This window comes from Cellulomonas soli, from assembly GCF_013409305.1.
GTDB lineage: Bacteria > Actinomycetota > Actinomycetes > Actinomycetales > Cellulomonadaceae > Cellulomonas > Cellulomonas soli.
Genome location: NZ_JACBZJ010000001.1, coordinates 3,243,467 through 3,270,225 on the forward strand (window position 1 = coordinate 3,243,467; position 26,759 = coordinate 3,270,225).

General features: G+C 71.7%; 21 protein-coding genes. 18 read left to right on the forward strand and 3 right to left on the reverse strand.

The genetic code is table 11. The features are described from left to right. Positions 1-42 precede the first annotated feature (42 nt). A complete protein-coding gene (locus BKA22_RS14830) occupies positions 43-2,544 on the forward strand; it encodes a GH39 family glycosyl hydrolase (protein ID WP_146952898.1) in 2,502 nt (833 codons plus the stop codon). A gap of 16 nt (positions 2,545-2,560) precedes the next feature. Here the strand turns inward: BKA22_RS14830 and BKA22_RS14835 are convergent, their stop codons facing one another. After that, the gene (locus tag BKA22_RS14835; protein ID WP_146952897.1) at positions 2,561-3,610 is read right to left on the reverse strand and encodes a LacI family DNA-binding transcriptional regulator; all 1,050 of its coding nucleotides are present in this window, start codon (positions 3,608-3,610) and stop codon (positions 2,561-2,563) included. 244 nt (positions 3,611-3,854) lie between these two features. On the opposite strand from BKA22_RS14835, the gene BKA22_RS14840 reads away from it, so the two are divergent. The 11 genes from BKA22_RS14840 to BKA22_RS14890 all read left to right on the forward strand — a co-directional run bounded on the left by BKA22_RS14840 (position 3,855) and on the right by BKA22_RS14890 (position 16,675). After that, positions 3,855-5,183: an ABC transporter substrate-binding protein gene (locus BKA22_RS14840; RefSeq protein ID WP_223203566.1), complete on the forward strand. Its 1,329-nt coding sequence runs from the start codon at positions 3,855-3,857 to the stop codon at positions 5,181-5,183. Positions 5,184-5,268: 85 nt separating this feature from the next. Then, positions 5,269-6,153, forward strand: coding sequence for a carbohydrate ABC transporter permease (locus tag BKA22_RS14845; protein ID WP_146952896.1), 885 nt, complete (start codon positions 5,269-5,271; stop codon positions 6,151-6,153). Between the two features lie 3 nt (positions 6,154-6,156). Next, the gene (locus BKA22_RS14850; RefSeq protein WP_146952895.1) at positions 6,157-7,056 is read left to right on the forward strand and encodes a carbohydrate ABC transporter permease; all 900 of its coding nucleotides are present in this window, start codon (positions 6,157-6,159) and stop codon (positions 7,054-7,056) included. Positions 7,057-7,065: 9 nt separating this feature from the next. After that, positions 7,066-9,681, forward strand: coding sequence for a family 78 glycoside hydrolase catalytic domain (locus BKA22_RS14855; RefSeq protein ID WP_223203565.1), 2,616 nt, complete (start codon positions 7,066-7,068; stop codon positions 9,679-9,681). A gap of 125 nt (positions 9,682-9,806) precedes the next feature. Next, entirely contained in the window at positions 9,807-10,994 is a 1,188-nt protein-coding gene (locus BKA22_RS14860; RefSeq protein WP_146952894.1) for a sensor histidine kinase, read from the forward strand. Next, the gene (locus BKA22_RS14865) at positions 10,991-11,668 is read left to right on the forward strand and encodes a response regulator (protein WP_146952893.1); all 678 of its coding nucleotides are present in this window, start codon (positions 10,991-10,993) and stop codon (positions 11,666-11,668) included. The genes BKA22_RS14860 and BKA22_RS14865 overlap by 4 nt, the downstream gene beginning before the upstream one ends. A 179-nt stretch (positions 11,669-11,847) precedes the next feature. Next, positions 11,848-12,582, forward strand: coding sequence for an electron transfer flavoprotein subunit beta/FixA family protein (locus tag BKA22_RS14870; protein ID WP_146952892.1), 735 nt, complete (start codon positions 11,848-11,850; stop codon positions 12,580-12,582). Then, a complete protein-coding gene (locus tag BKA22_RS14875) occupies positions 12,582-13,496 on the forward strand; it encodes an electron transfer flavoprotein subunit alpha/FixB family protein (RefSeq protein WP_146952891.1) in 915 nt (304 codons plus the stop codon). Before BKA22_RS14870 ends, BKA22_RS14875 begins: the two co-directional genes overlap by 1 nt. A 23-nt stretch (positions 13,497-13,519) precedes the next feature. Beyond that, entirely contained in the window at positions 13,520-14,980 is a 1,461-nt protein-coding gene (locus tag BKA22_RS14880; protein ID WP_179561804.1) for an FAD-dependent oxidoreductase, read from the forward strand. A 109-nt stretch (positions 14,981-15,089) separates the two neighbouring features. Continuing rightward, on the forward strand, positions 15,090-16,385 hold the full coding sequence (locus BKA22_RS14885; RefSeq protein WP_146952889.1) for an FAD-dependent oxidoreductase: 1,296 nt from the start codon (positions 15,090-15,092) through the stop codon (positions 16,383-16,385). Then, positions 16,385-16,675: a ferredoxin family protein gene (locus BKA22_RS14890; RefSeq protein ID WP_146952888.1), complete on the forward strand. Its 291-nt coding sequence runs from the start codon at positions 16,385-16,387 to the stop codon at positions 16,673-16,675. Before BKA22_RS14885 ends, BKA22_RS14890 begins: the two co-directional genes overlap by 1 nt. A 78-nt stretch (positions 16,676-16,753) precedes the next feature. Here the strand turns inward: BKA22_RS14890 and BKA22_RS14895 are convergent, their stop codons facing one another. Beyond that, positions 16,754-18,130, reverse strand: coding sequence for a PTS sugar transporter subunit IIC (locus BKA22_RS14895; protein WP_146952887.1), 1,377 nt, complete (start codon positions 18,128-18,130; stop codon positions 16,754-16,756). A gap of 261 nt (positions 18,131-18,391) precedes the next feature. Between BKA22_RS14895 and BKA22_RS14900 the strand changes: the two genes are divergently transcribed. From BKA22_RS14900 to BKA22_RS14920, 5 genes are all read left to right on the forward strand, one after another. Further along, positions 18,392-19,285, forward strand: a complete 894-nt coding sequence (locus BKA22_RS14900; protein WP_223203563.1) for a 3-keto-disaccharide hydrolase — start codon at positions 18,392-18,394, stop codon at positions 19,283-19,285. Between the two features lie 52 nt (positions 19,286-19,337). Further along, positions 19,338-20,333: a Gfo/Idh/MocA family protein gene (locus BKA22_RS14905; RefSeq protein WP_146953093.1), complete on the forward strand. Its 996-nt coding sequence runs from the start codon at positions 19,338-19,340 to the stop codon at positions 20,331-20,333. 32 nt (positions 20,334-20,365) lie between these two features. Continuing rightward, positions 20,366-21,403, forward strand: a complete 1,038-nt coding sequence (locus BKA22_RS14910; RefSeq protein ID WP_146952886.1) for a Gfo/Idh/MocA family protein — start codon at positions 20,366-20,368, stop codon at positions 21,401-21,403. Positions 21,404-21,510: 107 nt separating this feature from the next. Continuing rightward, positions 21,511-23,244 carry a phosphoenolpyruvate--protein phosphotransferase gene (gene ptsP, locus BKA22_RS14915; RefSeq protein ID WP_146952885.1) on the forward strand — a complete coding sequence of 578 codons (1,734 nt, stop codon included), beginning with the start codon at positions 21,511-21,513 and terminating at the stop codon, positions 23,242-23,244. Next, positions 23,241-24,059: an HAD hydrolase family protein gene (locus BKA22_RS14920; protein ID WP_146952884.1), complete on the forward strand. Its 819-nt coding sequence runs from the start codon at positions 23,241-23,243 to the stop codon at positions 24,057-24,059. The genes ptsP and BKA22_RS14920 overlap by 4 nt, the downstream gene beginning before the upstream one ends. 113 nt (positions 24,060-24,172) lie before the next feature. Here BKA22_RS14920 and BKA22_RS14925 read toward each other — a convergent pair whose 3' ends face one another. After that, positions 24,173-24,505 (reverse strand): PTS lactose/cellobiose transporter subunit IIA, encoded by a 333-nt coding sequence (locus BKA22_RS14925; RefSeq protein ID WP_146952883.1) that lies wholly within the window; start codon positions 24,503-24,505, stop codon positions 24,173-24,175. 204 nt (positions 24,506-24,709) lie between these two features. Here BKA22_RS14925 and BKA22_RS14930 point away from each other — a divergent pair, with 204 nt between their 5' ends. After that, complete coding sequence (locus tag BKA22_RS14930) at positions 24,710-26,617, forward strand: BglG family transcription antiterminator (RefSeq protein ID WP_146952882.1); 1,908 nt, start codon at positions 24,710-24,712, stop codon at positions 26,615-26,617. Positions 26,618-26,759 lie beyond the last annotated feature (142 nt).

Below are 26,759 nucleotides of genomic sequence, written 5' to 3' on the forward strand. Positions count from 1 at the left end.
GCGGCCGGGCAGGCCCGAAGCACGTGCGAGGACGAGCCTGACATGCACACCGAGTCCGAGCTGGTCATGCTGCCCCGCGCGGTGCCGGCACGCGTGATGCTGCTCGAGGGGGACGGGTTCGCGCCCTCGCGTCGGGACGAGACGCAGCTGCTGTTCGTGGTGCACGGGCGGCCGCTCGTGGTCGTCGACGACGAGGAGAGCGCACTCCAGCCCGAGGACGTCCTGCTGGTCAACCCGCACAGCCTGCTGGAGATCGAGGCGGACTCGCCCTACCAGTTGATCTGCCTGCGGATCGACCTGCACCGGTTGGCCCCGTCGCTGGAGGATGTCTCGTTCCGGGTCAGCTCGGCGACCGCCACCAACCGAACCGTGTTCCGCCCCCTCATCCATCTGCTCGCCCAGGTGATCAAGGCCGGCAGCGCGCAGGACGAGCAGCGACGGTTCCAGAGCGTCGCGCTCCTGTACGCCCTGCTCGACGAGCTGGTGCGCCGGTTCGTGGCGAGCCCGGCGGGGGAGCCGAGCGCCTCCGACAAGCACCGGGCGCGGCTGCGCGGGTTGCTGCGGTACATCGACGAGCACTATGCCGAGGCTCTCTCGCTCAACCAGGTCGCCGCGCAGCAGCACCTGTCGGCGCCCTACCTGTCCGCCTTCTTCAAGGAGCAGGTGGGGATGACGTTCTCCGCCTACTACAACCAGCTGCGGCTCGACCGGGCAGTCGACGACCTAATCACCTCCGACGAGAGCATCGAGGTGGTGGCCAAGCGCAACGGCTTCCGTGACCCTCGGGCGTTCGTCAAGCTGTTCAAGGCGCGCCACGACGTGCTGCCGAGCCAGTACCGGCGTGATCACCGGTCGGAGCCTGCACGGGCCGGCGCGCGGCTCACGACGGCGGGACCCGCCCCGGACAGCCCGCTGCGGGTGCTCGCCCGCTACCTTCCGGCCGACGTCGACCGGCAGATCTCCCCGACCGTGGAGGTCGAGCCGCTGACCAAGGTGGTCGCCGTCGAGGGCGTCGACGCCACCGCACCGGGCCGCCGGCTCTCGCACACCTACCGCAGGATGACGACAGTCGGGCGTGCGAAGGAGCTCCTCTACGAGGAGGTCCGCGAGATGCTGCGCCAGTGGCAGGCCGACATCGGCTTCGAGTACATCAAGTTCCACGGCCTGTTCGGCGACGACATGCACGTGTACCGCGAGGACGAGTCCGGTCTGCCCGTGTACAGCTTCGTGCTGGTCGACAAGGTGCTCGACTTCCTGCTCTCGATCGGGCTCAAGCCCTTCGTGCAGCTGTCGTTCATGCCGCAGGACCTCGCCTCGATCGAGGACCGGACGGTGTTCTCTGCGCCCTTCAACGTCAGCCCGCCCAGGAGCATCGAACGCTGGACGGCGCTGGTCGAGGCGTTCATGGACCACGTTCTCGCGCGCTACACCCGGGCCGAGGTCTCGACCTGGCTGTTCTGCGTCTGGAACGAGCCGGACACGGGTCCGACGCTCTTCGGGTTCGACGACGACGCCGTGTTCCTCGACTTCTACCGGGCCACGCACGCGGCGGTGAAGGGGTTCGGGCGTGAGCTGCAGTTCGGCAGCCCGGCGATGCTCGTCTCGTACACGCAGGACAAGGACTGGCTGCTGGGGTTCCTGGAGTACGCCCGCACGCACGGGTGCGCACCGGACTTCCTGACGGTCCACTACTACGACAACGACTTCAGCCGCGAGAGCCTCGCGGAACACACCCCGGGGCGACCGAGCTCCTCACGGCTCAACAAGGACCAGGACGCGTTCGGCAAGACGATCCGCCAGCTCAAGCTGCTGACCCGCGATCTGGGCCTGCGCATCCCCATCTACCTGAGCGAGTGGAACCTGACGGTCTCGCACCGGGACCTGCTCAACGACACCACGTTCAAGAGCTGCTACCTGGCCAAGAACCTGCTGGAGAACTACGACGAGCTCGACGCATTCGCCTACTGGACGCTCACCGACCTGATGGAGGAGCTGCAGCCGAGCGAGGACATGTTCCACGGCGGGCTCGGCCTGCTGACCTCCAACGGGGTCAAGAAGCCGCACCACCACCTGTTCACCATCCTGAGCCGCGTGGGCGACCGGCTGCTCACCTCGGGCGACGGGTACTTCGTGACCAGCAGGGGCGGCTCCGTGCAGGTCGTGCTCTACAACTACGAGCACTTCAGCCACCTGTTCGCCTCGGGTGAGCGGTACGACATGACCTACCTGGAGCGGTACGCGCCGTTCTCCGAGCTGGGGCGCATGGACTTCTCGCTCGAGCTGACCGGGCTGGTGCCCGGTCCGTACCGGATGCGCGAGCACGTGATCAACACCGAGCACGGGTCGGCCTTCGACACCTGGCTCCGGATGGGTGCCCCCACCATCGACGCCGAGTGCGTGGACTACATCCGTCAGGTGTCCGTGCCTCAGATGGTGGTGAACGACGTCGAGGTGGATGCGCCCGGCTTCACGCTCTCTGCCGTCCTGGAGCCGCTCGAGGTCAGGTTCATCGAGCTCCTCCCGGGCGAGGCGCACCGGGGATGACGTGCTGAGTGGACCCCTACCGGCCGGCGGTCGTGGGCCTCGTCGTCCCACGAACCACCAGCTGCGGGGGGAGCAGGATCGCCGAGTGGGTGTGCTCGGGTCCGTCCCCACGCGCTTCGTCCTGCAGCAGCATCGCGCCGAGGCGGCCGACCTCCTCGCCGGGCTGGGCGACGGTCGTGATGGGGACGGGGCTGTCCCAGGCGGCCTGGTTGTTGTCGTAGCCCACGATCGCCACGTCGTCCGGGATGCGGATCGACGCCGCCGAGAGGGCCTGCACGATGCCGGCGGCGAGCAGGTCGGAGGCGGCGAAGATGCCGTCGATCTCACCCCTGGCCACCCGGGTGGCGAGCTCGACCCCGGTGGTCCACCCGTCCGCGCGGTTGATCCAGTCCGGCGTGACGACCTCGCCCGACACTCCTGGCTGCTCGGCGATCGCCCGCTGGAAGCCCTTGCCGCGGTCGACGACCGGCTGGAGCTCGTGCGGGCCGCCGACGAAGACGAGTCGCCGGCACCCGGACTCGATCAGGTGCCGGGTCGCGACGTATCCGCCCAGGGCGTTGTCGACGTCCACGCTGCAGAACTGGGAGACGGGTGCGCCGAAGTTGAGGAGCACGAGCGGGACCCCGGGCGGGGCTGCTCGTGCGACGGCTGCGAAGTGCGCTGCGTCGTTCAGGGTCATGAGCACGCCGGTGACGCGTGCCTGGGCAAACATGCGCAGGTAGGCGGACTCGCGCTCGACCCTCGCATCGCTGTTGGCGATCATCAGGGTGAGGCCGCCCTGCTCGACGCCGCTCTCGGCGCCACGGGCGATGTCCACGAACAGCGAGTTCGACAGGTCGGAGACGATCAGGCCCACGCTCTGGGTGGTGCCGGACTGCAGCGATCGCGCGACGGTGTTGGGCACGTAGCCGAGCATCGTCATGGCGCGTTCGACGCGGTCGCGGGTGCTGGCGGCGACCTTGTCGGGATGGTTGAGCACGTTGGACACCGTGCCGAGAGAGACGCCGGCGAGCGTGGCGACATCGCCGACGCTCGGTCGTTGCTTGTGCGGCGACTTCGGCGGCAACGGGGGTCCTCTCGGTAGACGTGCAGGTCAAGCCTGCAGGATCGGGCGCCGTTCGCCCCATCGACGCGCGGCGGCATTGAAGCGAGTCAATCACCGGTGGCGACGGTGCCCCTGGTCGGCTCGTGTCTCGTCCCTATCGAACCTGGTCAGGTCACGTCTTGGCAACAACCTGTTGACCTCGCGGGTGATCGGCGGTTACGGTTGAAACGCTTCAACCCCATGCTTCGCACTTCAAGGAGGAACTGTGAACACGATCGTGAAGCACCGCCGGACGCTCCTCGCGGGCGTCGCGGGCATGAGTGCCCTGACGCTCATGCTCGCGGCGTGCAGCGGCTCGTCGTCCGACGGGTCGAGCGAGGGTTCGGGCGACGGCGCCTCGAACCTGAACTTCCTGGCCATCAACGAGAACGAGACGATCCCCACCACGCTGACGACGCTGAGCGAGAACGAGTGCAAGGCCCAGAACGAGGCGCAGCCGCTGAAGATCTCGACGCAGGCCCAGTCCACGCTGGACCAGCAGCTCCAGCTCCTGGCCGGCCAAGGCGCGTTGCCGCAGGTGTTCATCAGCGCGAACGCCCCCACGCTCAACGCGCAGCTCGCCGAGCAGGGCTCGCTGCAGGACGTGGGGGAGGCGCTCGACACCCTCGGGATCTCCGACGACATCCTGCCGGCGGCGACCTCGGTCATCGAGAACCTCTACGACGGCCAGCAGCTCGTGCTACCGACCGAGCTCAACATCGAGGGCATCTGGTACAACAAGCAGCTCCTGGCGGACAACGGCATCGAGGTGCCGACCACCTGGGACGAGCTGGTCGACGCGTTCGCCACGCTCAAGGCCGCGGGCGTCCAGCCGGTCTCCCAGGCAGGCAAGGGCGGGGACGGCTGGGGCGTGACCCGGTGGGTCGGCAACTACATCGCCCGTGACCTCGGGCCGGACGCGCTCAAGGCGGTCCGGGACGGCGAGGCGAAGCTGACGGACCCTGAGTACGTGGCCGCCGCGGACGCGATCGCCGACCTGGGTGCGAACGGCTACTTCGGTGACTCGCCGACGTCGATCGACTACAGCACGGCGCTCAACACCTTCCTGACCGGCGGCTCGGGCTTCATCTACATGGGCTCCTGGGCGGTCTCGGCGTTCAACGACCCCGAGCAGAACAAGATCGGCGAGGACAACATCGGCTTCATGCAGTTCCCCGAGGTCACGGGCGGTGCCGGTTCGGCCGACCAGATGCCCGCGAACGTCGGGACCGCGCTGGCGATCTCGGCCAAGGGCTTCGCCGACGACACCGCGACCCAGGACTGGGTCAGGTGCATCGCGGACAACTACGGCACGGTCGCGCTGCGTGACAGCGGCCAGGTCACCGGGTTCGCCGTGACCGGCGACGTCGAGGTCTCCCCGCTCAGCCAGCTCGTGCAGGACCAGATCGCCGCGGTCGACACGAGCATCCTGTGGTTCGAGGCGTACTTCAGCGCCGAGGCCACCACCACGAGCCAGAACGACGGCGGTCTGCTCGCCTCCGGTCAGCTGTCCGGCGAGGACTTCATGACCCAGGTCCAGTCGAACCTCGACTGACGCCCGCGTCACCTCGTCCGCCGTGGGGCGGGTCCGCACCGTCGCGGTCCGCCCCACGGCACCGACCAGAAACCTGAGACCCCTGATGAACAACGTCCTCGGCGACAAGCGCGCCATCTTCGTCCTGCTCGGGCCAGCGCTGCTCGTGTACTCCCTGGTCATGCTGGTGCCGATGCTGTGGTCCCTCGGTTACACGTTCTTCACCGGCAGTGTGATCACCGGGTTCGAGTGGACCGGCTTCGACAACTTCACCGAGCTCGTCCAGGACCCGGCCGTCCGTGACGCGCTGGTCTTCACCCTCAAGTACGCCGTGGTGATCACCGTGGGCCAGGTGGCGGCCGGCTACTCGCTGTCGCTGCTGTACGTGTTCTTCCTGCGCAAGGCGTCCGGCCTGATCCGCACGCTCGTGTTCTTCCCTGTGGTCCTGCCCACGGTCGCAGTCGCGCTGCTGTTCCAGAAGTTCTTCGAGTACGCCCCGCAGACCGGGCCGGTCAACTCCCTGCTCGAGGCGGTCGGCCTGCACGGCGTCGACTGGTTCGGCACGCCGGCCACCGCCTTCTGGGTGCTGGCGCTGATGGACATCTGGCGCTCGATGGGCTTCTACGCCGTCCTGCTCTACGCCGGGCTCGTCGACATCCCCGACGAGCTGCTCGAGTCGGCCCGGCTCGACGGCGCCGCCGGTTGGCGCCTGGTGCGCAGCATCGTGCTTCCGCTGTCGTTGCCGGTCCTGATCTCCTCGATCATCTTCAGCATCAACGGCACGCTCAAGGTCTTCGACTCGATCTACGCCCTGACCGGCGGCGGCCCCGGGTCCGGCACCACGCCGTTGACCCTGCTGATGTACCGCACGTCCTTCTTCTACGGCGACTACGGCTACGGCTCGACCATCGCGTTCGCGCTGACGATCCTGTGCCTGGCCGTGACCGTGTTCATCTTCCGCGCCAACAAGCGCGACCTGACGCAGGGCTGAGCCATGACCTCCACCGACACCGTCGTCGTCCCCGCCACCACCGCGCGTCCGCGCCGCGGCCCGTCGAACGGCCTGCTCCGCAAGCGGGTCCGGCAGATCCCGATCTACCTGGTCGTCACGGTCCTGCTGATCGTGATGGTCTACCCGCTCGTGTGGATCCTGCTGGGCTCGTTCAAGACCCAGGACGAGTTCCTCAACAACCCCACGTGGGCGCTGCCGGAGAGCTTCGGCAACGTCGCCAACTACACCGAGGCGTGGTCGAGCATCTCGCTCTACCTGCGCAACTCGGTCCTGGCCGTCTTCCCGTCCCTGGCGCTCGTGATCGTCCTGGGCACCGCGGCGGGCTACGCGCTGGAGGTCATGGTCTTCCGCGGACGGTCCGGCGTCCTCATGCTCTTCCTGGCCGGGATCATGATCCCCGGCCAGATGATCCTGCTGCCGCTGTTCACCGTGTACTTCAAGCTGCACCTGACGAACAGCCTGTGGCCGCTGATCATCACCTACACCGCCACGGGCCTACCGCTGACGGTCTTCATGATGGCGACCTACTTCCGGGCGATCCCCCGTGAGGTGTTCGAGGCCTCCACGCTCGACGGGGCCTCGGCGATCCGATCGTTCTGGTCGATCGGCTTCCCGATGATGCGCAACTCGATCTTCACCATCGCGCTCGTGCAGTTCTTCTTCCTGTGGAACGACCTGCTGATCGCCCTGACCTTCACCACGCAGGACGACCTGCGCACCGTCCAGGTCGGGCTGCTCAACTTCACCGGTCAGTTCGGCACGGTCGACTACGGCCCCACGTTCGCCGCGATCTGCATCAACATGCTGCTGGTCCTCGGGCTGTACGTCTTCCTCAACCAGCGCGTCATGCGCGGCCTGTCCGCCGGCGCGGTCAAGGGCTGAGGCGCGATCGTGGACGACGCGACGAACGCCCCTGCCGCCGTGCCCGCCGGCGGTGTACGGCCCGGCCGGCCCAGGATCGAGCACCACGTCGAGCCGCTCGGCATCGGCGAGTCCCGCCCGCGGGTCACCTGGCCCGTGCTCGACGCACCGGACGGATGGAGCCAGACCGCGTACGAGCTCCGGGTCCGTCGCGCCGGGGGAGAGCAGGTGCCCTCAGGGTGGATCGAGTCGGCGGATCAGGTGCTGGTCGCCTGGCCGTTCGACCCGCTCACGTCGAGGGAGCGGGCCGAGATCGCCGTCCGTGTCCGCGGCACCGTGGGCGACGCGTCCCCGTGGTCACCGATCGCACCGCTCGAGGCCGGTCTGCTGACCCCGGGCGACTGGGTGGCGCAGGCGATCGCCGCCGACCTCGTCGAGCCCGACACCGACCTGCGGCGACCGCCGGTCCTGCGCCACTCCTTCCGGATCGACCGCCCGATCGTCGCCGCCAGGCTGTACCTCACCGCGCACGGCCTGGTCGAGGCGTACCTCAACGGTCAGCGGGTCGGGGACGACGTCCTCGCGCCCGGCTGGACGGTGTACCCCGAACGGCTCGTCTACCGCACCCACGACGTGAGCGACCTGGTCCGCGAGGGCGACAACGCGATCGGCGCGCTCCTGGGCGACGGCTGGTACCGCGGGCGGCTCGGCTTCGACGGCGGCCGCCGTGACATCTACGGCGATCGGCTGGCACTGCTCGCCCAGCTCGAGGTCGAGCACCCCGACGGGTCCCGCACGGTCGTCGCGACCGGCCCGGGCTGGACCGCCGGGGACGGTCCGGTCCTCCGCTCCGGCCTGTACGAGGGTGAGTCCCACGACGAGCGGCTGAACCCCGGCGGCTGGTCCGAGCCCGGCTTCGACGACTCCGGCTGGGTCGGGGTGACCGGCATCGAGCGTGACCCCGGCACGCTGGTCGCCCCTGACGGCCCGCCGATCCGCTGCACGCAGGAGGTCCGGCCCGTCACCGTGGGGCGCACGTCGCGCGGCACCCACCTGCTCGACTTCGGCCAGAACCTCGTCGGCCGCCTCCGGATCCGTCCGAACGGCCCCGAGGGCACCCGGATCGTGCTGCGCCACGCCGAGGTCCTGCAGGACGGCGAGCTGTGCGTCCGACCGCTGCGCGCGGCGACGTCCGTCGACGAGTACGTCCTCGGGTCGCAGGGTCGCCAGACGTGGGAACCGCGGTTCACCATCCACGGCTTCCGGTACGCCGAGATCGAGGGCTGGCGGGGCGACCTGCACGACGGTGACGTCGTCGCGCGCGTCCTGCACACGGACATGCGCCGCACCGGCGGGTTCGCCTCCTCCGACGAGCGGCTCGACCGCCTGCACGAGAACGTCGTCTGGAGCATGCGGGGCAACTTCGTCGGACTGCCGACCGACTGCCCGCAGCGCGACGAGCGGCTCGGCTGGACCGGCGACATCCAGGTCTTCGCGCCGACCGCGACGTACCTCTACGACACCGCGGGGCTGCTGTCCTCGTGGCTGCGCGACCTGTCGTCGGAGCAGCTCCCCGACGGCACGGTCCCGTGGTACGTGCCGAACATCTACGGGAACCCGATGTGGTCCCCGGCCCGGCCCGGCGCCGCCTGGGGCGACGCCGCCGCCATCGTCCCGTGGGTGCTCTACCAGCACTACGGCGACCGCACGATCCTGGAGCGGCAGTACCCCTCCGCCACGGCGTGGGTCGATCGCGTCAGCGCGCTGGCCGGCCCCGACCGGGTGTGGGACGAGGGCTTCCAGCTCGGCGACTGGCTCGACCCCGCAGCACCGCCGGACGACCCCGGTGCGGGCCGGACCGACCGGTACCTGGTGGCGACCGCCTACTTCGCGCGCTCCTCGCGCCTGGTCTCCCGGATGGCTCGCGTCCTGGGGCACGACGGCGACGCGGAACGCTACGGGCGGCTCGCCGACGAGATCGTCCACGCGTTCGTCGACCGTTACGTGCAGCGGGACGGGCGGCTCACGAGCGACGCCCCCACGGCCTACGCCCTCGCGCTCGAGTTCGACCTGCTGCTGCCGGAGTCCCGCACGGCCGCCGGCGACCGTCTGGCCGAGCTCGTCCGGCAGGAGGGCGACCGCATCGCCACCGGGTTCGTCGGCACGCCGCTGATCCTGCACGCGCTCACGTCGACCGGTCACCTCGACCGCGCCTACGCGCTGCTCATGCAGTCGCAGAGCCCCTCGTGGCTGTCGATGGTCGACCGGGGTGCCACGACCATCTGGGAACGCTGGGACTCGATGCTGCCGGACGGCACCGTGAACCCCGGAGACATGACCTCGTTCAACCACTACGCGCTCGGCGCCGTCGCCGACTGGCTGCACGGCACCGTGGCCGGGCTCGTGCAGGCCTCGCCGACCGGGAGCGAGCTCGTGGTCGCTCCACGACCGGGCGGCGGTCTGACCTGGGCGTCGACCTGGTTGGAGACGCCACTGGGGCGCGCGAGCGTGCGGTGGGACCTCGAGGGCGACGAGCTGGCCGTGACGGTCGAGGTCCCTCACGGGGCACGTGCGTCGATCGACCTCGGCGACCGGAGGTCCGTGGTGGTCGGCCCCGGGCGCCACGTCCTGCGTCGCGCCGCGTAGGGCGTGGGCCGGCGCGCCGACCCCGGGCGAACGCCTCGGGGGCGCGCACCGGCGAAGGGCGCCGGGTCGCGGGCGACCGCGGTGGTCCCAACCCGCACCGCGTACGCCGACCTAGGCTCGCAGGCATGGGACGTGACCGGTCGTACCTCGCGGAGCTGGTCCGGATCAACGACACGCTGATCTGGGCCCACGACCGCACCGACTCCCTGGTCGAGGCGGTCGAGATCATCCGGGAGATCACCGGTGCGCGGATCGCGCCGACCTACCTGCTCAGTGCCGCCGGGGACCTGCTGGTCCTTGTGGCGGACCCGGCGACCCAGGAGGCCGTGGGCGCGTCGTACGCCACGATGCCGGCGCACGAGCACGTGCGCGCGCCGTGGGTGAACGTCGAGGAGTGGCCCGTCTCGGCAGCGGACCACCAGGACGACGACGGCTGGCTCTCGCTCCCGGAGGACTTCCGGCAGTGGTTCGGACCGTCCGGGGTGGTCGTCTCGATCCACGCCGACGGCCGGCACCTCGGGGCGGCCCTGCTGTGCTTCGACGGGCCGTGGAAGCTGACCCGGCGTCGCAGGGAGTTCCTGGCGGCCGCCGGGCGGATCCTGGGCAACGCGGTGTACCGGTGGCAGATCGGCAGCAGGGAGCGCGAGCTGGGGGCGCTGGAGGAGCGACGGCGGCTCGGTGACGAGCTGCACGTGGACCTCTCGCAGCAGGTCGCGGCCCTGGGCCTGCACGTCGAGGTGCTCCGCCTGGACGCCGAGGCCGGCGACCTGGAGCGGGTGCGTGGCGGCCTCGGGGTGCTCGACGGGCTGACGGTCGACCTGAACCGGAGCCTGCGGCACCAGATGCTCGGCCTGCGCTCGGACTGCGAGCTCGTGCAGGGCTCGTTCGTGGCCCAGGTCCGTCGTCAGCTGCGCACCTTCGAGCGTCAGTTCGCGATCCCGGTGGCGCTGCAGTGCCCCGACGAGGCGGCCGCGGACGCGGTGCCGCTGGCGCTGTCGGCACAGCTGGTCCGCGTCCTGCAGGAGGCGTTGGCGAACGTCCACGTGCACGCGCGCGCCGGATCGGTCACGGTGCGGCTGGACGCCACGCGGACCCGCATCCGGCTGGAGGTCGCCGACGACGGCAACGGGTTCGACCCGACGAGCGTGCCGGACTCCCGCCTGGGGGTCCGGATCATGTCCGAGCGGATGCAGCAGGTCGACGGCGAGGTCCGGTTCCGGCACGAGGCGGGGGTGGGCACCTGCGTGGTCGCCGAGGCCCCGCTGCACCCGGACCGTTGCCCGTCGGCGCTGCCGGAGGAGGTGCGGCGATGACGCCGACGACCGTGCCAAACGTGCCCACCGTGCCCACGACCGTGCTGGTGGCCGACGACCACGCCCTGTTCCGCGACGGGTTGCAGGCGCTCATCGGGCGCTGGGACGACTTCGAGGTGATCGGCGCGGCGGCGGACGGGACGGAGGCCGTGCGGCTGGCCCGCGCACTGCGTCCGGCGCTGGTGCTGATGGACGTGCGGATGGAGCCGATGGGCGGCGTCGAGGCCACCCGGCAGATCACCGCCGCGGACCCGGACGTGCGCGTCGCGATGCTGACCGTGTCCAGCCTCGGGGAGGACGTCTACCAGGCGCTACGCAGCGGGGCGCACGGCTACCTGAGCAAGAACGACCCGGCGGAGCGCCTGCACGAGTCGCTGGTCGGCCTCATGGGTGGCGAGACCGCGATGAGCCCCGGCATCGCGGCGCGGGTGCTCGCCGACCTCGCCGACCCGCGGCGCGGTGCCGGGCCGCAGGCGGCGGACAGGCTGACCGTTCGCGAGCGGGACGTGCTGCGACTGCTGGTGGACGGGCTCTCGAACGACGAGATCGCGCGTGACCTGTTCGTCTCGGAGGCCACCGTGAAGAAGCACCTGGGCAGCATCATGACCAAGCTGCACATGCGCAACCGCGTGCAGGTCGCGGTCTTCGGGGTGCGTCAGGGGCTCGTGGGCTGACGGACCGGGCGTCTGGCGCGCGCCCGGATCCGGACCGCCGGCGCCCGTCGACGGTAGCCGTTCGGCTACCCCTCCGTAGCCGGAAGGGGCTGGGGTGCGACCCCTGCCCCGCGGTGGACTCGTCGCGGGGCCTGCGGCGAGCTGCGCCGGGCCACGGACGACGGAGCACGAGGCGCCGGATGCGAGCAGTGGTGGTCTACAAGTGGGCACGCGACCCGGGCGGCGCGACCGTCCGCGGTGACGGATCGGTGGAGTGGCGCAGCCCGAAGCTGGTCGCCGGGGAGGACGACCACGCGGCGCTCGCGGTCGCGCGGCAGGTCGCCGAGACCGGCGGTGGCCAGCTGGTCGGGCTCACGGTCGGCGACGGCGACGCGAGCTGGGCGTTGGCCCGCGGGGTTGCGGAGGCCGTCACGGTGCCCGACGCACCGGTGCAGGCCGATCAGGCCGCGACGGCGGCCGTGCTCGCGGCAGCCGTGCAGGCCTCGGGCGGCGCGGACGTCGTGCTCATCGGTGACGCCGAGGAGCACGCCCAGGTCCCCACCACGCTGGCCGGGCACCTGGGGGTGCCGGCGCTGCTGGGCGTGCTGGACGCCACCGTCGTCGACGGTCGCGTCCAGGTGCGCCGGGCCGTGGACGGCCAGGTGGAGACCTTGACCGTGACCGGGCCCGTGGTGCTGGCCGTCGCCGCCGAAGGGCCGGAGGGTCGAGCCCCGGGCATGAAGGAGCTGCTCGCCGCGCGCAAGCGTCCGGTCACGGCGCTGGCGTTCGCCGACCTGGACCTGGCAGCCACCGCGGGGCTGACGGAGACCGGCACCCGTCTGCCCGAGCAGGGCACGGCCCGCCTCTTCCGCGGTGACCCCGCCGACACCGCCCGCGAGCTGGTCGCGGCCCTGCGCACCGAGGGAGTCCTGTGATGAGCACGCACGCGTGGGTGCTGGCGACCGGTACCGCCCGGCTGGCCGGGGCGGTCGCACTGGCCCGGACCGTGTCCGACGAGGTCACCGTGGTGGCCGTCGGTCCCGGGCCGCTCGCCGACGCCGCTGCGCTGGCAGGGGTCGACCGGGTGCTCCGTGCGGTCACCGAGGACGGGCAGCCGGCCGAGGCGCTGGCCCTCCAGGTCGCGGGGGCTGCGGCGGCGGCGGCGCCCCGCCTGCTCGTGTCGACGGACGAGCCAGCTGCGCGTGCGCTGCTGGGTGCGGCCGCCGCCCGGACCGGGGCCGCCGCACTCAGCGGCGTGCTGGCCCTGCGCGCCGACGGTGACGCCCTGGTCGCGGACCGGGCGGCGCTGGACGGTGCCGTGGTGCAGACCGTGTCGACCCGTGGGCCGCTGGCCGCGCAGGTCACGGTCGAGGACCTGACCCCTGCGGCGGGCGCCGCGGCACCCATCACCGACCTGGCGCTGGCCGGGTCGCCGGACGTACGGGTCGTCGGCCGGGAGGCCGCCGGGACCGGGACCGGGCTGCACGACGCCGCGCGTGTCGTGTCGGTCGGGCGTGGGCTGCGCGCCCGGGAGGACCTGGCGCTCGTCGAGGAGCTCGCCCGTGCGCTCGGTGCGGAGATCGGCTGCTCCATGCCGGTCGCCGACGACCTCGGGTGGGTCGCCAAGGAGCGGTACGTCGGGCGGTCGGGGCAGAAGATCGCCCCCCGCCTCTACCTGGCGCTGGGCATCTCCGGGATGCCGCAGCACCTCGAAGGTGTCAGGGACGCGAAGGTCGTCGCCGCGGTCAACACCGACCCCGACGCTCCCGTCTTCCGCGCGGCCGACTTCGGGATCGTCGGCGACCTGTACGAGGTCGTCCCCGCCCTGCTCGCCGCGTTGTCCGAGTGAGTCATCGAACAGAGAGGTTCGTCATGTCCGAGCAGTACGACGTCGAGTACGACCTGGTGGTCGTCGGTGGCGGTGGGTCCGGGCTGTCCTGCGCGGTGCAGGCCGCCCAGAACGGTCTGACCGTCGCGGTGCTGGAGAAGATGCCCCAGCTCGGTGGCTCGTCGGCCTTCGCCGAGGGGCACGCCGCGTTCGAGTCCGACGAGCAGGTCAAGCGCGGGATCGAGGTGTCGAAGGACCAGGGGTTCCAGGCCTACATGGACTACTCCCACTGGCACGCCGACGCCGCGATCGTGTCGCGCTTCGTGGAGAACGCCGCGACCACGATCGTGAAGATGCGCGAGCTGGGCGCGGTCTACAAGGAGGTCATCGTCACGGCCGAGGACCAGCCCGGCGAGCTGGTCACCTGGCACATCCCCGAGGGTGAGGTCGCCCGGGTGCTGGAGCTGCTGGAGGGCCGCGCCCGCGACCTCGGCGTGGAGATCTACCTGGACACCCCGGCGAAGAAGATCCTCATGGCCGACGGCCGGGTGGCCGGCGTTGTCGCGGGCGACGCCGACGGCGAAGAGGTGCGGATCGGCGCGAAGGCCGTGGCGGTCGGCACCGGTGGGTACGCGTGCAACCCCGAGATGATCAACAGGTTCAGCGCCTACGACTGCGGCGACAAGATCATCAACATCGGTGGCCAGGGCAACTCCGGCGACGGCCTGACCATGATGTTCGAGGTCGGCGCCGTGCCGTGGTCCTCGATCGGCACGCTGCTGCTCATGCCGCTCATGCGCGGCAAGACGGTCACCTCGCACACCAACACGGCGGGCTTCCAGCCCTACCTGTGGGTGGACAAGGACGGCCACCGGTGCACGAACGAGATCTGCGGCCTGAACTTCGGCAACGCCGGTGACATGGTCGCGGGCCTGCCCGAGGCGCACTACTGGGCCGTGATCGACCAGGCCCAGGTGGACCACCTGGTGCAGGACGGCTGCGAGGTCGGGCTCGGCGTCTACGTGCGCACGGGCGAGAAGCTGATCAACCTGCCGGCCGAGCTCACCGCCGACGTCGAGGCCGGCACGGTGCACCGCGCCGACGACATCGCGACGCTGGCCACCCAGATCGGCGTGGACCCGGCCGTGCTCGCCTCGGAGGTCGCGCAGTACAACCAGGCCTGCCACGCGGGCCTGGACACCAAGTTCCACAAGGAGGCGCGGTTCCTGCGGCCGGTCGAGACCGGCCCGTTCCACGCCATCAAGATGGAGCCCGGGATCATGATCACGATGGGCGGCATCAAGATCAACGAGTACATGCAGGTCGTCGACGCCGACAACGCGCCCATCGAGGGCCTGTACTCGGTGGGCTGCGACGCCGGCGGGCTGTTCGGCGACTCGTACATCCTCACCGTCCCCGGCTCCGCGAACGGGTTCGCGCTGACCTCCGGCTGGTTGGCCGCCGACCACGCCGCCGCCGCCATCAAGGCGACCGCGAGCCTCTGACCTGGCACCGACCGGGCCCACACCCGGAGCCACCGACCCGCGCGGGCGCGTCCGCCACCCCGACGGACGCGCCCGCGCGCCCCCGGCGCAAGGAACAAGAGGCACACGCATGGAGGACGAGGCATTCGACGTCGTCGTGGTCGGAGCCGGGATCGCCGGGTGCGTCGCGGCGTACCGGCTCGCCGAGGCCGGCCACTCGGTCGTGCTCATCGAGCGCGGCAGCGCCGCAGGGGCGAAGAACCTCTCCGGCGGCGTCTTCTACTGCCGTGTGATGGAGCAGGTGTTCCCCGGTTTCGTCCGGCGCGCACCGGTGGAGCGGGTCATCACCCGCAACTGCATCAGCATGACCAACGCGACCTCCGCCGTCACGGTCGACTACCGCGACGAGCGGCTGGCCGAGCCCGTCAACGCGGTCACCGTGCTGCGTGCGCGGCTCGACTCCTGGTTGGCCGAGCAGTGCGAGGAGGCCGGCGTCATGGTGATGCCCGGCGTCCGCGTGGACGAGCTGCTGCTCGAGGGCGGCCAGGTGGTCGGGGTGCGGGCCGGTGACGACGAGCTGCGCGCCCGCGTCGTGATCGCCGCCGACGGCGTGAACTCCTTCCTCGCCCGGCAGGCGGGCATCCGACCGACCGAACCGCTCGAGAACCTGGCCGTCGGCGTGAAGTCCGTGATCCGGCTCCCGCGCGAGGTGATCGAGGAGCGGTTCTCGCTCACCGGCGACGAGGGCGTCGCCTACGCCATGGTCGGCGACTGCACGCAGGGCATCGCCGGTGGGGCGTTCCTCTACACGAACACCGCCTCGCTCTCGCTCGGCGTGGTGCTGCGGCTGGACGACCTGGTCGCGTCCGGGAGGTCGTCCTCGGAGGTGCACGACCACCTGCTGGCGCACCCGAGCGTGGCGCCGCTGATCGAGGGGGGCGAGCTGCTCGAGTACGGGTGCCACCTCACCATCGAGGGCGGGCCGCAGATGGCCCGGCGCGACCTGACCCGACCGGGGCTGATGGTCGTCGGGGACGCGGCGGGGCTCACGTTGAACACCGGGCTGACGATCCGCGGCATGGACCTGGCCGCCGGGTCCGCGATCGCCGCCGCCACGGCCGCCGACCGTGCGCTGCGCTCCGGTGACCTGTCGCAGCGTGCGATGGACGTCTACCGCACCGAGCTCGACGGCTCGTTCGTCGGGGCCGACCTGGCCACGTACGCGCGCGCCCCGCACTTCCTGGAGAGCGCGCTGCTCTACCGGGACGCCGGCCCGCTGGCCGCCGACGTCCTGCACGGCGTCTTCGACCACGACCTGACACCGCGCCGCCACCTGGTCGGCACCGCCCGCAGCGCCGTCAAGAGCTCGCCGGTGTCCGCGGCCCAGCTCGCGCGGCTCGGCCTGTCCGCCCTGAGGAGCCTGTGATGCCCCTGCTCGGATCCGTGCCCGAGCGGCTCGCCGCGAACCACTACGACGTGGACGAGGAGGAGTCGCACATCGAGGTCGACCAGGACGCCGCCCGGCGCACCCAGGCGGGCCCGCTGCTCGAGCGCGTCTGCGCTGCACGCGTCTACACCAGCCAGCCCGACGGCTCCGTGCTGGTCCAGGCGGCGGCATGCCTGGAGTGCGGCACCTGCCTGGCGGTGGCCCCACCGGGGGTGCTGCGCTGGCACTACCCCCGGGGCGGCTTCGGCATCGCGTTCCGGGAGGGCTGACCGGTCCGGTCACCGCACCAGGGACGACGAGGGGCTGGTCACCTGACACGGTGACCAGCCCCTCGCGTCGAGGTGGCGCTACGCGGTGGCGGTCTCCGGCGCGAGACGTCGGGTGCTGTCGACCTCGGCCGCGGAGGTGACCTCGGCTGCCGCCTGCGCCGCGGCCGTCTCCTGCTCGATCTGCTGCTCGCGCTTGTCCGCGATCCGGAAGAACGGGTAGTAGCAGACGACGGAGAGGACGAAGCAGCCGATCAGGAAGAGGCCGAAGCCGACCCCGGCGCCGAGCAGGAACCCGCCGGGGACGAACGGCATCGTCATCACCGAGAACGGCAGGTTGACCCACGGGACCCCGATCACCCCGAGGCTGATGAGCACGTAGCCCAGGGTCAGCTGGATGAGCGGGACGAGGACGAACGGGATGGCCATCAGCGGGTTGTAGACGACGGGGAACCCGAACATCATCGGCTCGGTGATGTTGAAGACGCTCGGGGGGAACGCGAGCCTGCCGAGGGTCTTGTAGCGGTCGCTCTTCGCGAACAGGATCATGTTGGTGGACAGCCCGAGCAGGCTGCCGCCACCCCCGACCCACTGCACGATCGCGAAGACGACCGTGAGCGTGATCGTGTACGGGAGCGTGTCCCCGGCCGCGCCGGCCACCTGGTTCTCCGTCGCCGGCCCGATCATGAGCGGTAGCACGACGTACCAGACGGCGCCGTTGTGGATGCCGAAGACCCAGCACAGCTGGGCGAGCAGGACGATGACGAACCAGGCGCCGAAGGAGTTGCTGACGTGCGCCAGCGGGCTGCCGATGATCGAGAAGATGAACTGCGACAGGTGCCCGTAGGACGTCGCCGCGAACAGCGAGTGCACCGCCAGGAAGAGGGTGCCCACGATCGCTGCCGGCACGATGGCCTCGAAGGGGCGCGACACGTTCGGCGGGACGCTGGCCGGCATCTTGATCTTCCAGCCCCGGCTGACGACGAGCGCGTAGAGCCGCGTCGCGACGAGCGAGACGATGATCGCGGCGAAGATGCCCTGGCCGCCCAGCCACTGGGTCGGGATCACCCCGGTCACCGGGATGGTGGTCTCGCCGCTGGTCACCGTGGTGGAGAACGGCATGACGAGCAGGAAGCCCACCACGGACACGATGGTCGTGGCGAGGGCGTCCTGCTTGAGCTCGCGACCGAGCGTGTAGCCGATGCCGATGACGGCGTACAGGCCCAGCAGCCCGAAGGTGGCGTCCGAGCCGAACTGCAGGGCTGCGCCCAGGGCGTTGCCCGCCAGCCAGTCCTTCCATGCGTCCACCGGGAACCCGATGAGCATGGAGCACACGGCGCCGAACATCAGGGCGGGTAGCGCCGCCAGGAAGCCGCCGGTGATCGACTTGACGTAGACGTTCTCCTGGATGCGTGCGGCGACGGGTTGGACACGTTCGACGACGGTGTCGATCTTCATCAGTGGAGCCCTTTCAGTGGAGCCGGCTGACGGCTCGCCCGTTTGCGGTGCTCCGATGCTCCCGAGCGCGATTCGCACCCCGCCACCAGAGTCGGTTCCTCGAAGGCGGAACCACCGTGAACGCCGCCCTGCCCGTCCGCAGCGCGAGTCTTCCACTTACTGGACCCGCCCCGGCAGTGCCTGATCGCGCTTCCGCGGAGGCGGAAGCGCACCTACCTCGACGTCCGCTCCGTGCGCGCACCAGGCTGACGCAGCCGGTTCGTGACACACGACGACGAGAGCGCGAGCGGTCGGCAGCGAGAAGAGGTCCTCATGGTCGACGACCAGTTCGTGCCCCTGTTCGACGGCACGTCCACCGCCGGTTGGCGGGTCATCCCTCGGGTCTACGGCACCGTCCGGCCGGGGGGTCCCACGATCGCCGAGGTGTTCCGGGAGCAGGGGATGCACCCGCCGGTCGCCCCGGAGGAGCATCCCGCGCGCTGGACGGTCGAGGACGGTGTGCTGGTCGGCCGTCAGGACCCGCCCGGGTGCGGGTACGGCGGGTACCTGATCACCGAACGCGCCTACGGCGACGTCGAGCTCGTGCTCGAGACGAAGCCCGACTGGCCGGCTGACACCGGTGTCATGGTCCGTCGCCGTCCCGACTCCTGGGAGGGGTTCCAGGTGCTGCTCGACCACCGCCCGCACGGGGGGATCGGCGGGTTCTTCGGCAACGGCCTGGCGAGCTTCTCGGCGGTGCCGTTCACGGTGGACGTCGAGCACGACGCGGACGGCCGCCCGGCGGGTCTGCGGATCGACGACGCGGGCGTCGGCCCGGGCACCGCGATCGCGCACCGGCGCGCGCAGCTGTCCCAAGCCTGCGACGCCGAGGAGTTCCTGCACGCCTGGCGGTGGGGCGAGTGGAACGAGCTGCGCGTGCGGTGCGTGGGGAACCTGCCCCGGCTGACCACGTGGGTCAACGGGCTGCTCGTCGCCGAGCTCGACACCGCCGCGATCGACTGGCCGGGCTACGACCCGCAGGCCGTCGCCCGCACGCTCGGCCCCCGCGGGCACATCGCGCTCGAGGTGCACGACAACGACGCGATCAGCGGTCTCGACCGCTGGGGCCCCGACGCAGCATGCCGGTGGCGCAACATCCGGATCAGAGAGCTGTGAACACCCTCCGGTCGGCCGGCGGTCGACTGCCAGGACAGGAGATGACGTGGGAATGATCAAGATCGGCGTGCTCGGCGGCGGACCGATCGCCGCAGTGTTCGCCGAACGTCTCGGCGAGCTCGACGGCGTCCGGCTCGGCGCGATCGGCCCGGCGGCGGGGGAGGACGTGACCGCGCTCGCCGACCGGTACGGCGTGCCGGTCGCCGCCGACGCGCACGCGCTGGCCGCCGACGCGACCCTCGACGCGGTCTACGTCGTCAGCGTGAGCTCGCAGCACGCGGAGCACGCGGTCGCGCTGCTGAGCGCCGGCAAGCACGTGCTGGTCGAGAAGCCCATGGCGTGCACCGCAGCGCAGGTCGCGGCGATGACCGCCGCGGCCCGCGCGCACGACCGGCTCCTCATGGAGCTCTACCCGGCCCCGTTCGAGCCGAACATCGCCGCGCTGCGCGAGGCCGTGCCGCGCCTGGACCGGGTGCGGCGGGCCGTGCTCGTCAAGGACCAGTACTCCTCGGCGTTCGACGCCTACCGCGCAGGTCAGAACCCGCCGGCGTTCGACCCCACCTTCGGCGGCGGGTCGATCCTCGACCTGGGCTTCTACCCGGTGTCGCTGGCCGTCCACCTGTTCGGTGCGCCGCAGTCGGTCACGGCGACCGGACGGCTCCTGGACAACGGCGCCGACAGCCAGGGCCTGATCGTCCTGGGCTACCCGGACCTCGAGGTCGACTGCCTGCACTCGAAGGTTTCCAGCTCGGGCATCGACTCGCAGGTCGCCGGCGAGCAGTCCGCGCTGCTGCTCGACGACATCTCGACCCCCAGCCGGGTGCACCTGCTCGAACGCGGGCCGTCGCGCCGGCTGGAACCGGTCGCGGACCTCTCGCGGGCACGGACCGGCAGCCACCTGGTGTACGGGATCGACGCGTTCGTCGACCTTGTGCGCGAGGGCGCCCGGGACAGCGCGATCCACCCGCTCGCCGATGTCGTGACCGCGCACCAGGTGCTGGACGAGGCACGGCGGCAGGTCGGCGTGCGCTTCCCTGCCGACGACTGACCCGCCTACCCTCCACGAGAGACGAGAACGACGTGACCCTTCCGTCCAGCTTCCCTGACCCGTCCTTCCTCGGCCGTGGGACCGCGCCGTCCCTGCGCTGGGGCGTCGTCGGTGCCGGGCACATCGCCCAGGAGTGGGTGCCGGCCGTCCGCCGGTTCACCGACGAGCAGGTCGTCGCCGTCGCGGCGCGGACGGCGGGCCGGGCCGAGCAGTTCGCCGCCCGGTTCGGCATCGAGACCGCCGTCGGGTCCGCCCAGCAGCTCCTCGACCTTCCGCAGGTCGACGCCGTCTACGTCGCGACGCCCGACAGCGAGCACGTCCCGATCGGCCTCATGGCCGTCGCGGCGGGCAAGCACGTGCTGATCGAGAAGCCCGTGGCGCCCTCCGCCGACGAGGCCCTGGAGCTGTTCACCGCTGCCGCGTCCGCCGGTGTGCTCGCCATGGAGGCCATGTGGACGCGGTACCTGCCGCAGTTCGACGTGATCCGCCGACTCGTGGCCGACGGGGTCCTCGGTGAGCTCGAGCTGGTGGTCGCCTCCGCGTGCCGCGCTCTCGTGCCCGCCCGGGTCGCCGCCGACGGCGCCTTCGACGCGAGCGCGGTGGCCGGGATGGGCGTCTACCCGATCGCCCTCGCCTCGGACCTGCTCGGCACACCGAGCGTGGTGCGTGCGCTCGGGCGCACGACGCCCGCGGGCGGAGACCTGACGGCCTCCGTGCTGCTCGGCCACGCCGGCGGCGCCCAGGCGTCGATCACGACGAGCATCGCGACGCGCGCACCGGTCACCGCGACGATCTCCGGCACGCGGGCACGGGTCGACCTCGAGGAGTTCTTCTTCAACCCGACGTCGTTCACACTGACCACCCCGGAGAAGATCGGGACGAGCCTGCGGTGGCAGGAACCCACCGGGATGACCCTGTACGACGGGCTGGCCTGGCAGGCGCTCGCGCTCGCGCAGTTCGCGGGGGAGGGGCGCGTCGAGTCGCCGCTGCACACGCACGCCGAGACGGTGGCGATCCTGCGCACGATCGAGTCCGCCCGCGCCCAGCTGGCCCCGACCGCGCCGCGCTGACGCCGCTCGTGCGCGACGCCGGCGCACCGCCCAGCAGCGGAACTGACCTGAACCATGCCCAGGAAGGCAGCCTTGTGAACCCCCAGCACGTGGTGGCGGACGCCGCCGTGTCCCCCCTTCCCGTCCTCCTTGCCGGCGCGCGTCCCGACGCGCCGTCCCGGGTCATCCACGGCGTCGGCGTCGGCCGCAACGCCGTGGTGGGCCCCGTCGCACGGGCGCATCCCGCACCGTCGGTGCGCGCCGATGCGCCCGCGCCGGTCGACACCGATGCGGCTGTGCGCCGGGTCGCCGAGGCTCTCGCGCTGGTCGGCGACCGCCTGCGCGAGCGCGCCGAGCGTGCCGAGGGGACGCTCGCGCAGGTGCTCGCCGCCGCCGCGGCGATGGCCGCGGACCCCGCCCTGCTGGCCGACGCCACGGCGCGCGTCGCCGCGGGCACGGATCCGGCACTGGCCGTCTGGCAGAGCACCGAGCAGTTCGCCGCCCTGTTCACCGCCGCCGGCGGCTACCTCGCCGAGCGCGTCACCGACCTGGTGTCCGTGCGCGACCGGGTGATCGCGCACCTGCAGGGCCTGCCGGAACCGGGTGTGCCGACGCTGTCGCGACCGTCCGTCGTCGTGGCGCAGGACCTCTCGCCCGCGGACACGGCCGTGCTCGACCTCGACCTGGTGCTGGCCATCGTCGTGGAGCGAGGCGGGCCGACGTCGCACACCGCGATCATCGCCGGCCAGCTCGGCCTGCCCTGCGTGGTCCGTGCGACCGACGCCGCGGCCCTCGTCGACGGCGACCTCGTGGCCGTCGACGCCGCACGAGGGACCGTCGTGACCGCGCCCGACGCACAGGTGCGGGCGGCGGTGGCCCGACGCCGCGAGGGCCTGGCGGCGCTCGTGGCCGACACCGGCGACGGCGCGACGGCGGACGGCCACGCGGTGCAGCTGCTGGCGAACATCGGGACGGCGCAGGACGCCGAACGCCTGCCCGTCGCGGGGGTGCAGGGAGTGGGCCTGTTCCGCACGGAGGTGCTGTTCCTCGACGCGCAGAGCGCGCCCGGCCGCGAGGACCAGGCCGCGACCTACGCGCGTGTGCTGGCCGCCCTCGGCGGGCGCAAGGTGGTGGTCCGCACCCTGGACGCGGGTGCGGACAAGCCGCTGGCGTTCGTCACGCAGGCGGATGAGGAGAACCCCGCGCTCGGCGTCCGCGGGTACCGGCTCGTGCGGTCCGCCCCCGAGCTGCTGAGCACGCAGCTCGCAGCGATCGCGGACGCGGCGAGCCGGACGGGCCAGGACCCGTGGGTCATGGCCCCGATGATCGCGACAGCCGCCGAGGCCTCGGCGTTCGCCACCGCCGCGCGGCGCGCCGGCCTGCGTCAGGTCGGTGTGATGGTCGAGGTGCCGTCGGCGGCCCTGCGGGCACGGGAGATCCTGGCCGAGGTCGACTTCGTCTCGCTCGGCACGAACGACCTCGCGCAGTACACGATGGCGACCGACCGGCTGCGTGGGGAGCTGGCCGACCTGCTCGACCTGTGGCAGCCCGCCGTGCTCGACCTGGTGGCCGCGACGGTCGAGGCCGGTCTCGAGCTGGGCAAGCCGGTCGGTGTCTGCGGGGAGTCCGCCGCCGACCCGGTGATGGCACTCGCCCTGACCGGGATGGGGGTCAGCTCGTTGTCCATGTCCGCGACGGCGATCCCCGGCGTCCGCTTCGCGCTGCGGTCGCACCCGATGGCGGTGTGCCGGCGGATCGCGGAGGCCGCACGGTCGGCCGAGAGCGCCGAGCACGGACGAGCCGCGGCGCTGCGGCTCGTCGAGCCGGACGTGCGCGCCGCGCTGGCGCTCGACCTGACGTGATCGTCTTCCTGGACGTCGACGGCACGTACGCGCACCACGGCGTGGTGCCGCAGGTGCACGTGCAGGCGGTGCGGGACGCCCGTGCCCGCGGGCACCACGTCCTCCTGTGCACCGGACGACCGATGCCGATGCTGCCCCCGGCGCTCCTGGCGGCCGGCTTCGACGGTGTCGTCGCCGGCGCCGGCGCGTACGTCGAGATCGGCGGGCACGTGCTCAAGGACGTGCGGTTCCCCGCCCGGCTGGCAGCACGGACCGTGCAGGTGCTCGACGAGCACGACGCGGCGTACGTGCTGGAGGCCCCGGACCGCCTGCTGGGCCCACCCGGGGTGCGCGACCGCGCGGACCGCGCATTCGCCGCGCTGCAGGCCGACCGCGAGCCTCGTGCCGGCCGGCTCGACTTCCTCGACACGCTGGAGGCGCGCGACGACCTGAGCGAGGCCTCGTTCGGCAAGGTCACGGTGCTCGTCTCGCGCACCCCGATCGTCGAGCTCGGGCGTGCCGTCGGACCCGGCGTCGCGACGATCACGAGCTCGATCCCCGGGATGGGGACCTCGGCCGGGGAGATCTACCTCGCGGACATCCACAAGGCGCTGGGCGCACAGCTCGCTGCCGAGCACCTCGGCCACTCCCACGAGTCGGCGGTCGCCGTCGGTGACGGCCTCAACGACGTCGAGCTGCTCGCCTGGGCCGGGACGGGCGTGGCCGTCGAAGGTGCGCCACCGGCCGTCCTGGCCGCTGCCGACCGGGTCGCACCGGGGCCGGAGCGCGGCGGCATCGCCCTGCTCTTCAGCGAGCTGGGCCTCATCGCGAGGTGAACCGGAGCGCCTCGTGCGTCACGGGCGCGGTCATCGATCCGGTGAGCGCAGACGAGAGCGGGAGGGCACCCCACCCCCACGGTGGGTGCCCTCCCGCTCTCGTGAGGAGGTGGTCAGTCGGCCGAGGTCGCGACCGGCACACCGAGCCGCTCGTAGACGTGCACGAGCTCCTCGGCGAGGTCACGCACCGTCATGGCCGAGGTCAGGTGGTCCTGCGCGTGCACCAGGATGATGTTCACCGGCACCCGCTCGCCGCGCGCCTCGCTCTGCACCAGCTCGGTCTGGCGCTGGTGTGCCGCTCCGAGGGAGCTCTCCGCGGCGGCGAGCAGGCGCCACGCCTCGGGCAGGTCACCCTGGCGGGCGGCCCGCAGGGCGAGCATCGCGCTCGATCGCGCATCACCCGCCTGCGAGATCAGCTCGAATGCGATCGCGTATTCCTCATCCATCGCTGAACTCCCTGCGCAACCCTGGTTCGTGGACGGGATCGGTCACCCGCCGTGTGGTGCGACAAGCGTGCGTCCGACGGACAGGACTGTGCCACCATCAGCGCTTCCTCCGCGGCGGAACCGCCGCTCGTTGCCGCGTCCTGCCGGCCGTGTGACAGTGATGAGGACGGTGGAGCCACTCGTCGCACGCACGTCGGAGGCACGGTGTACACGACCAAGCAGGAGCAGCTCCTGCGCATCCTGCGCGACGCCACCGAGGCGACGCCCGGGACACGGCTGGCGACGGCCCTGGGCGTCTCGACCCGCAGCGTGCGCAACTACGTCCGCGAGCTGAACGAGCTCGCGGGCACGGAGATGATCTCCGCCTCGCACCGTGGGTACTGGCTCGACGAGCGCGCGCTGCGCGCGTTCGAGCAGGGCAGGCGTGAGCACTCCCGTGCCGAGACCCCGATGCAGCGGCTGTACTACATCGTCCGCCGCCTGGTGACGTCGCAGGACGGTGTGGACGTGTACGACCTCGCCGCGATGCTGTACGTGTCGGACGCGACGATCGAGGCGGACCTGGCGAAGGTGCGCACGCTCGTGCGCGAGTTCGGGCTGGTGCTCCGCCGCCACCAGTGGATCGTGGCGTTGGAGGGGTCCGAGCGGGACAAGCGTCGTCTCGTGCGGCAGATCCTGCTCGACTCGACGCACGGCGTCGCGGCCGTCGGGCTGTCGGCCGCGCTGCGCGAGTACCACTCCTACGACCTGCCGAGCCTGATCGCCCTGCTGCGGCAGACGCTCACCGAGCACTCCCTGACGGTGCAGGAGTACGCGCTCACCGATCTGGCCCTGCACGTCGTGATCGCGGTCGACCGGGTCTCGGCCGGGCACCTGCGCGAGCCGCAGGCCACGGACCAGGAGCGGTACCCCGCGCTGGAGGCGGTCGCCGACGACCTGGCCGACGCGCTCGAGGAGCGTTACGGGGTCGGCCTGCCTCCCACGGAGCGCCGTGACCTGGCCCGGCTGATCGCCGCGCGCACCGGGCCGAACCTCGATGCGGCGGGCCTCGTCCCGGACGACCCGTCCGTCGTGCTGGTCCGCCAGGTCATGCGCGAGCTGTCCGAGTCGTACCTCCTGGACATCGACGACCCGACCTTCCCGGTCAACCTCGCGTTGCACGTGCACAACCTCGTGCGCCGGGCCCGCTCGGGTGCGTACGCGAGGAACCCGCTCGGGGCCTCGTTCAAGCAGTCGCACCCGCTCGTGCACGAGCTGGCGGTGTTCGTCGCCAGCCGGATCGAGGCCGGCACGGGCGTCGAGGTCAACGAGGACGAGATCGCGTTCCTGTCGCTGCACCTGGGCGCCCACCTGCACAAGAGCCTGGCCGCGGTGGACCAGGTCAGCGTGGTGTGCGCGGCACCGCAGTACTACGACGCGCACCGCGCGTTCGTCGACCGCCTCGCCGAGCACCTGGGGGACACGGCCGTCATCCAGGCCGCCGTCGACACCGTGCACCACGACTGGTCGGCCACGAGCGCCGACGTGGTGGTCAGCTCGGTGGAGGTCGGGGCCGACGTGCCCGCCGAGGTCGTGATGATCTCCCCGGTCCCGACCCGCGCCGAGCTCGACCGCGTCAGCGACGTCGTCCGTGCGGTCCGAGCCCGCAAGGTCGCCTCCCGGATCCGGTGGACGCTGTCCGAGCTGCTCGACCCTCGGCTGTTCTGGCACGTGGACCGCGCGACGCGGGGGGAGGCGCTGAGCCTCATGTGTCGGCGCCTGCACGAGGAGGGCGTGACCGCCGCGAACATCCTCGACGACGTCCTGGAGCGTGAGCGGTTGTCCCCGACCGCGTTCGGCGGGGCGTTGGCGGTGCCGCACTCCATGCGCATGGACGCCACCCGGACCGCGATCTCGGTGCTGGTCAGCGACGAACCCATCGAGTGGGCCGGCTCGCAGGTGCACCTGGTCGTGCTGTTCGCGCTGAGCGCCGACGGTCGGCACGTGTTCCGGGACGTGCTCGACGAGATGATCGCCGCCCTGGCCGAACCGGCCAAGATCACCGCGCTGATCGGCGGGTCGGCGTCCTACGAGGACTTCGTCACGACGCTGCTCGACGCCGTGGGGCGCTGAACCGGCTGAGCGAATGTTGGGTTCCGCGTCGGCGGAAACGGGGCTGATGGCACGCGGCGGCCCGGTCGGAAACGATGGATCTGCCAGCCGAGGTCACCACGCGGAGCACCGGCCGGCACAGGGCCCGCACCGACGCGGACCC

Coding starts and splice junctions, on each gene's coding strand:
- BKA22_RS14895 (WP_146952887.1), bottom strand. CDS start 18,130: ATGAAGATCGACACCGTCGTCGAACGTGTCCAACCCGTCGCCGCACGC.
- BKA22_RS14875 (WP_146952891.1), top strand. CDS start 12,582: ATGAGCACGCACGCGTGGGTGCTGGCGACCGGTACCGCCCGGCTGGCC.
- BKA22_RS14890 (WP_146952888.1), top strand. CDS start 16,385: ATGCCCCTGCTCGGATCCGTGCCCGAGCGGCTCGCCGCGAACCACTAC.
- BKA22_RS14870 (WP_146952892.1), top strand. CDS start 11,848: ATGCGAGCAGTGGTGGTCTACAAGTGGGCACGCGACCCGGGCGGCGCG.
- BKA22_RS14865 (WP_146952893.1), top strand. CDS start 10,991: ATGACGCCGACGACCGTGCCAAACGTGCCCACCGTGCCCACGACCGTG.
- BKA22_RS14830 (WP_146952898.1), top strand. CDS start 43: ATGCACACCGAGTCCGAGCTGGTCATGCTGCCCCGCGCGGTGCCGGCA.
- BKA22_RS14845 (WP_146952896.1), top strand. CDS start 5,269: ATGAACAACGTCCTCGGCGACAAGCGCGCCATCTTCGTCCTGCTCGGG.
- BKA22_RS14850 (WP_146952895.1), top strand. CDS start 6,157: ATGACCTCCACCGACACCGTCGTCGTCCCCGCCACCACCGCGCGTCCG.
- BKA22_RS14860 (WP_146952894.1), top strand. CDS start 9,807: ATGGGACGTGACCGGTCGTACCTCGCGGAGCTGGTCCGGATCAACGAC.
- BKA22_RS14885 (WP_146952889.1), top strand. CDS start 15,090: ATGGAGGACGAGGCATTCGACGTCGTCGTGGTCGGAGCCGGGATCGCC.
- BKA22_RS14925 (WP_146952883.1), bottom strand. CDS start 24,505: ATGGATGAGGAATACGCGATCGCATTCGAGCTGATCTCGCAGGCGGGT.
- BKA22_RS14905 (WP_146953093.1), top strand. CDS start 19,338: ATGATCAAGATCGGCGTGCTCGGCGGCGGACCGATCGCCGCAGTGTTC.
- BKA22_RS14880 (WP_179561804.1), top strand. CDS start 13,520: ATGTCCGAGCAGTACGACGTCGAGTACGACCTGGTGGTCGTCGGTGGC.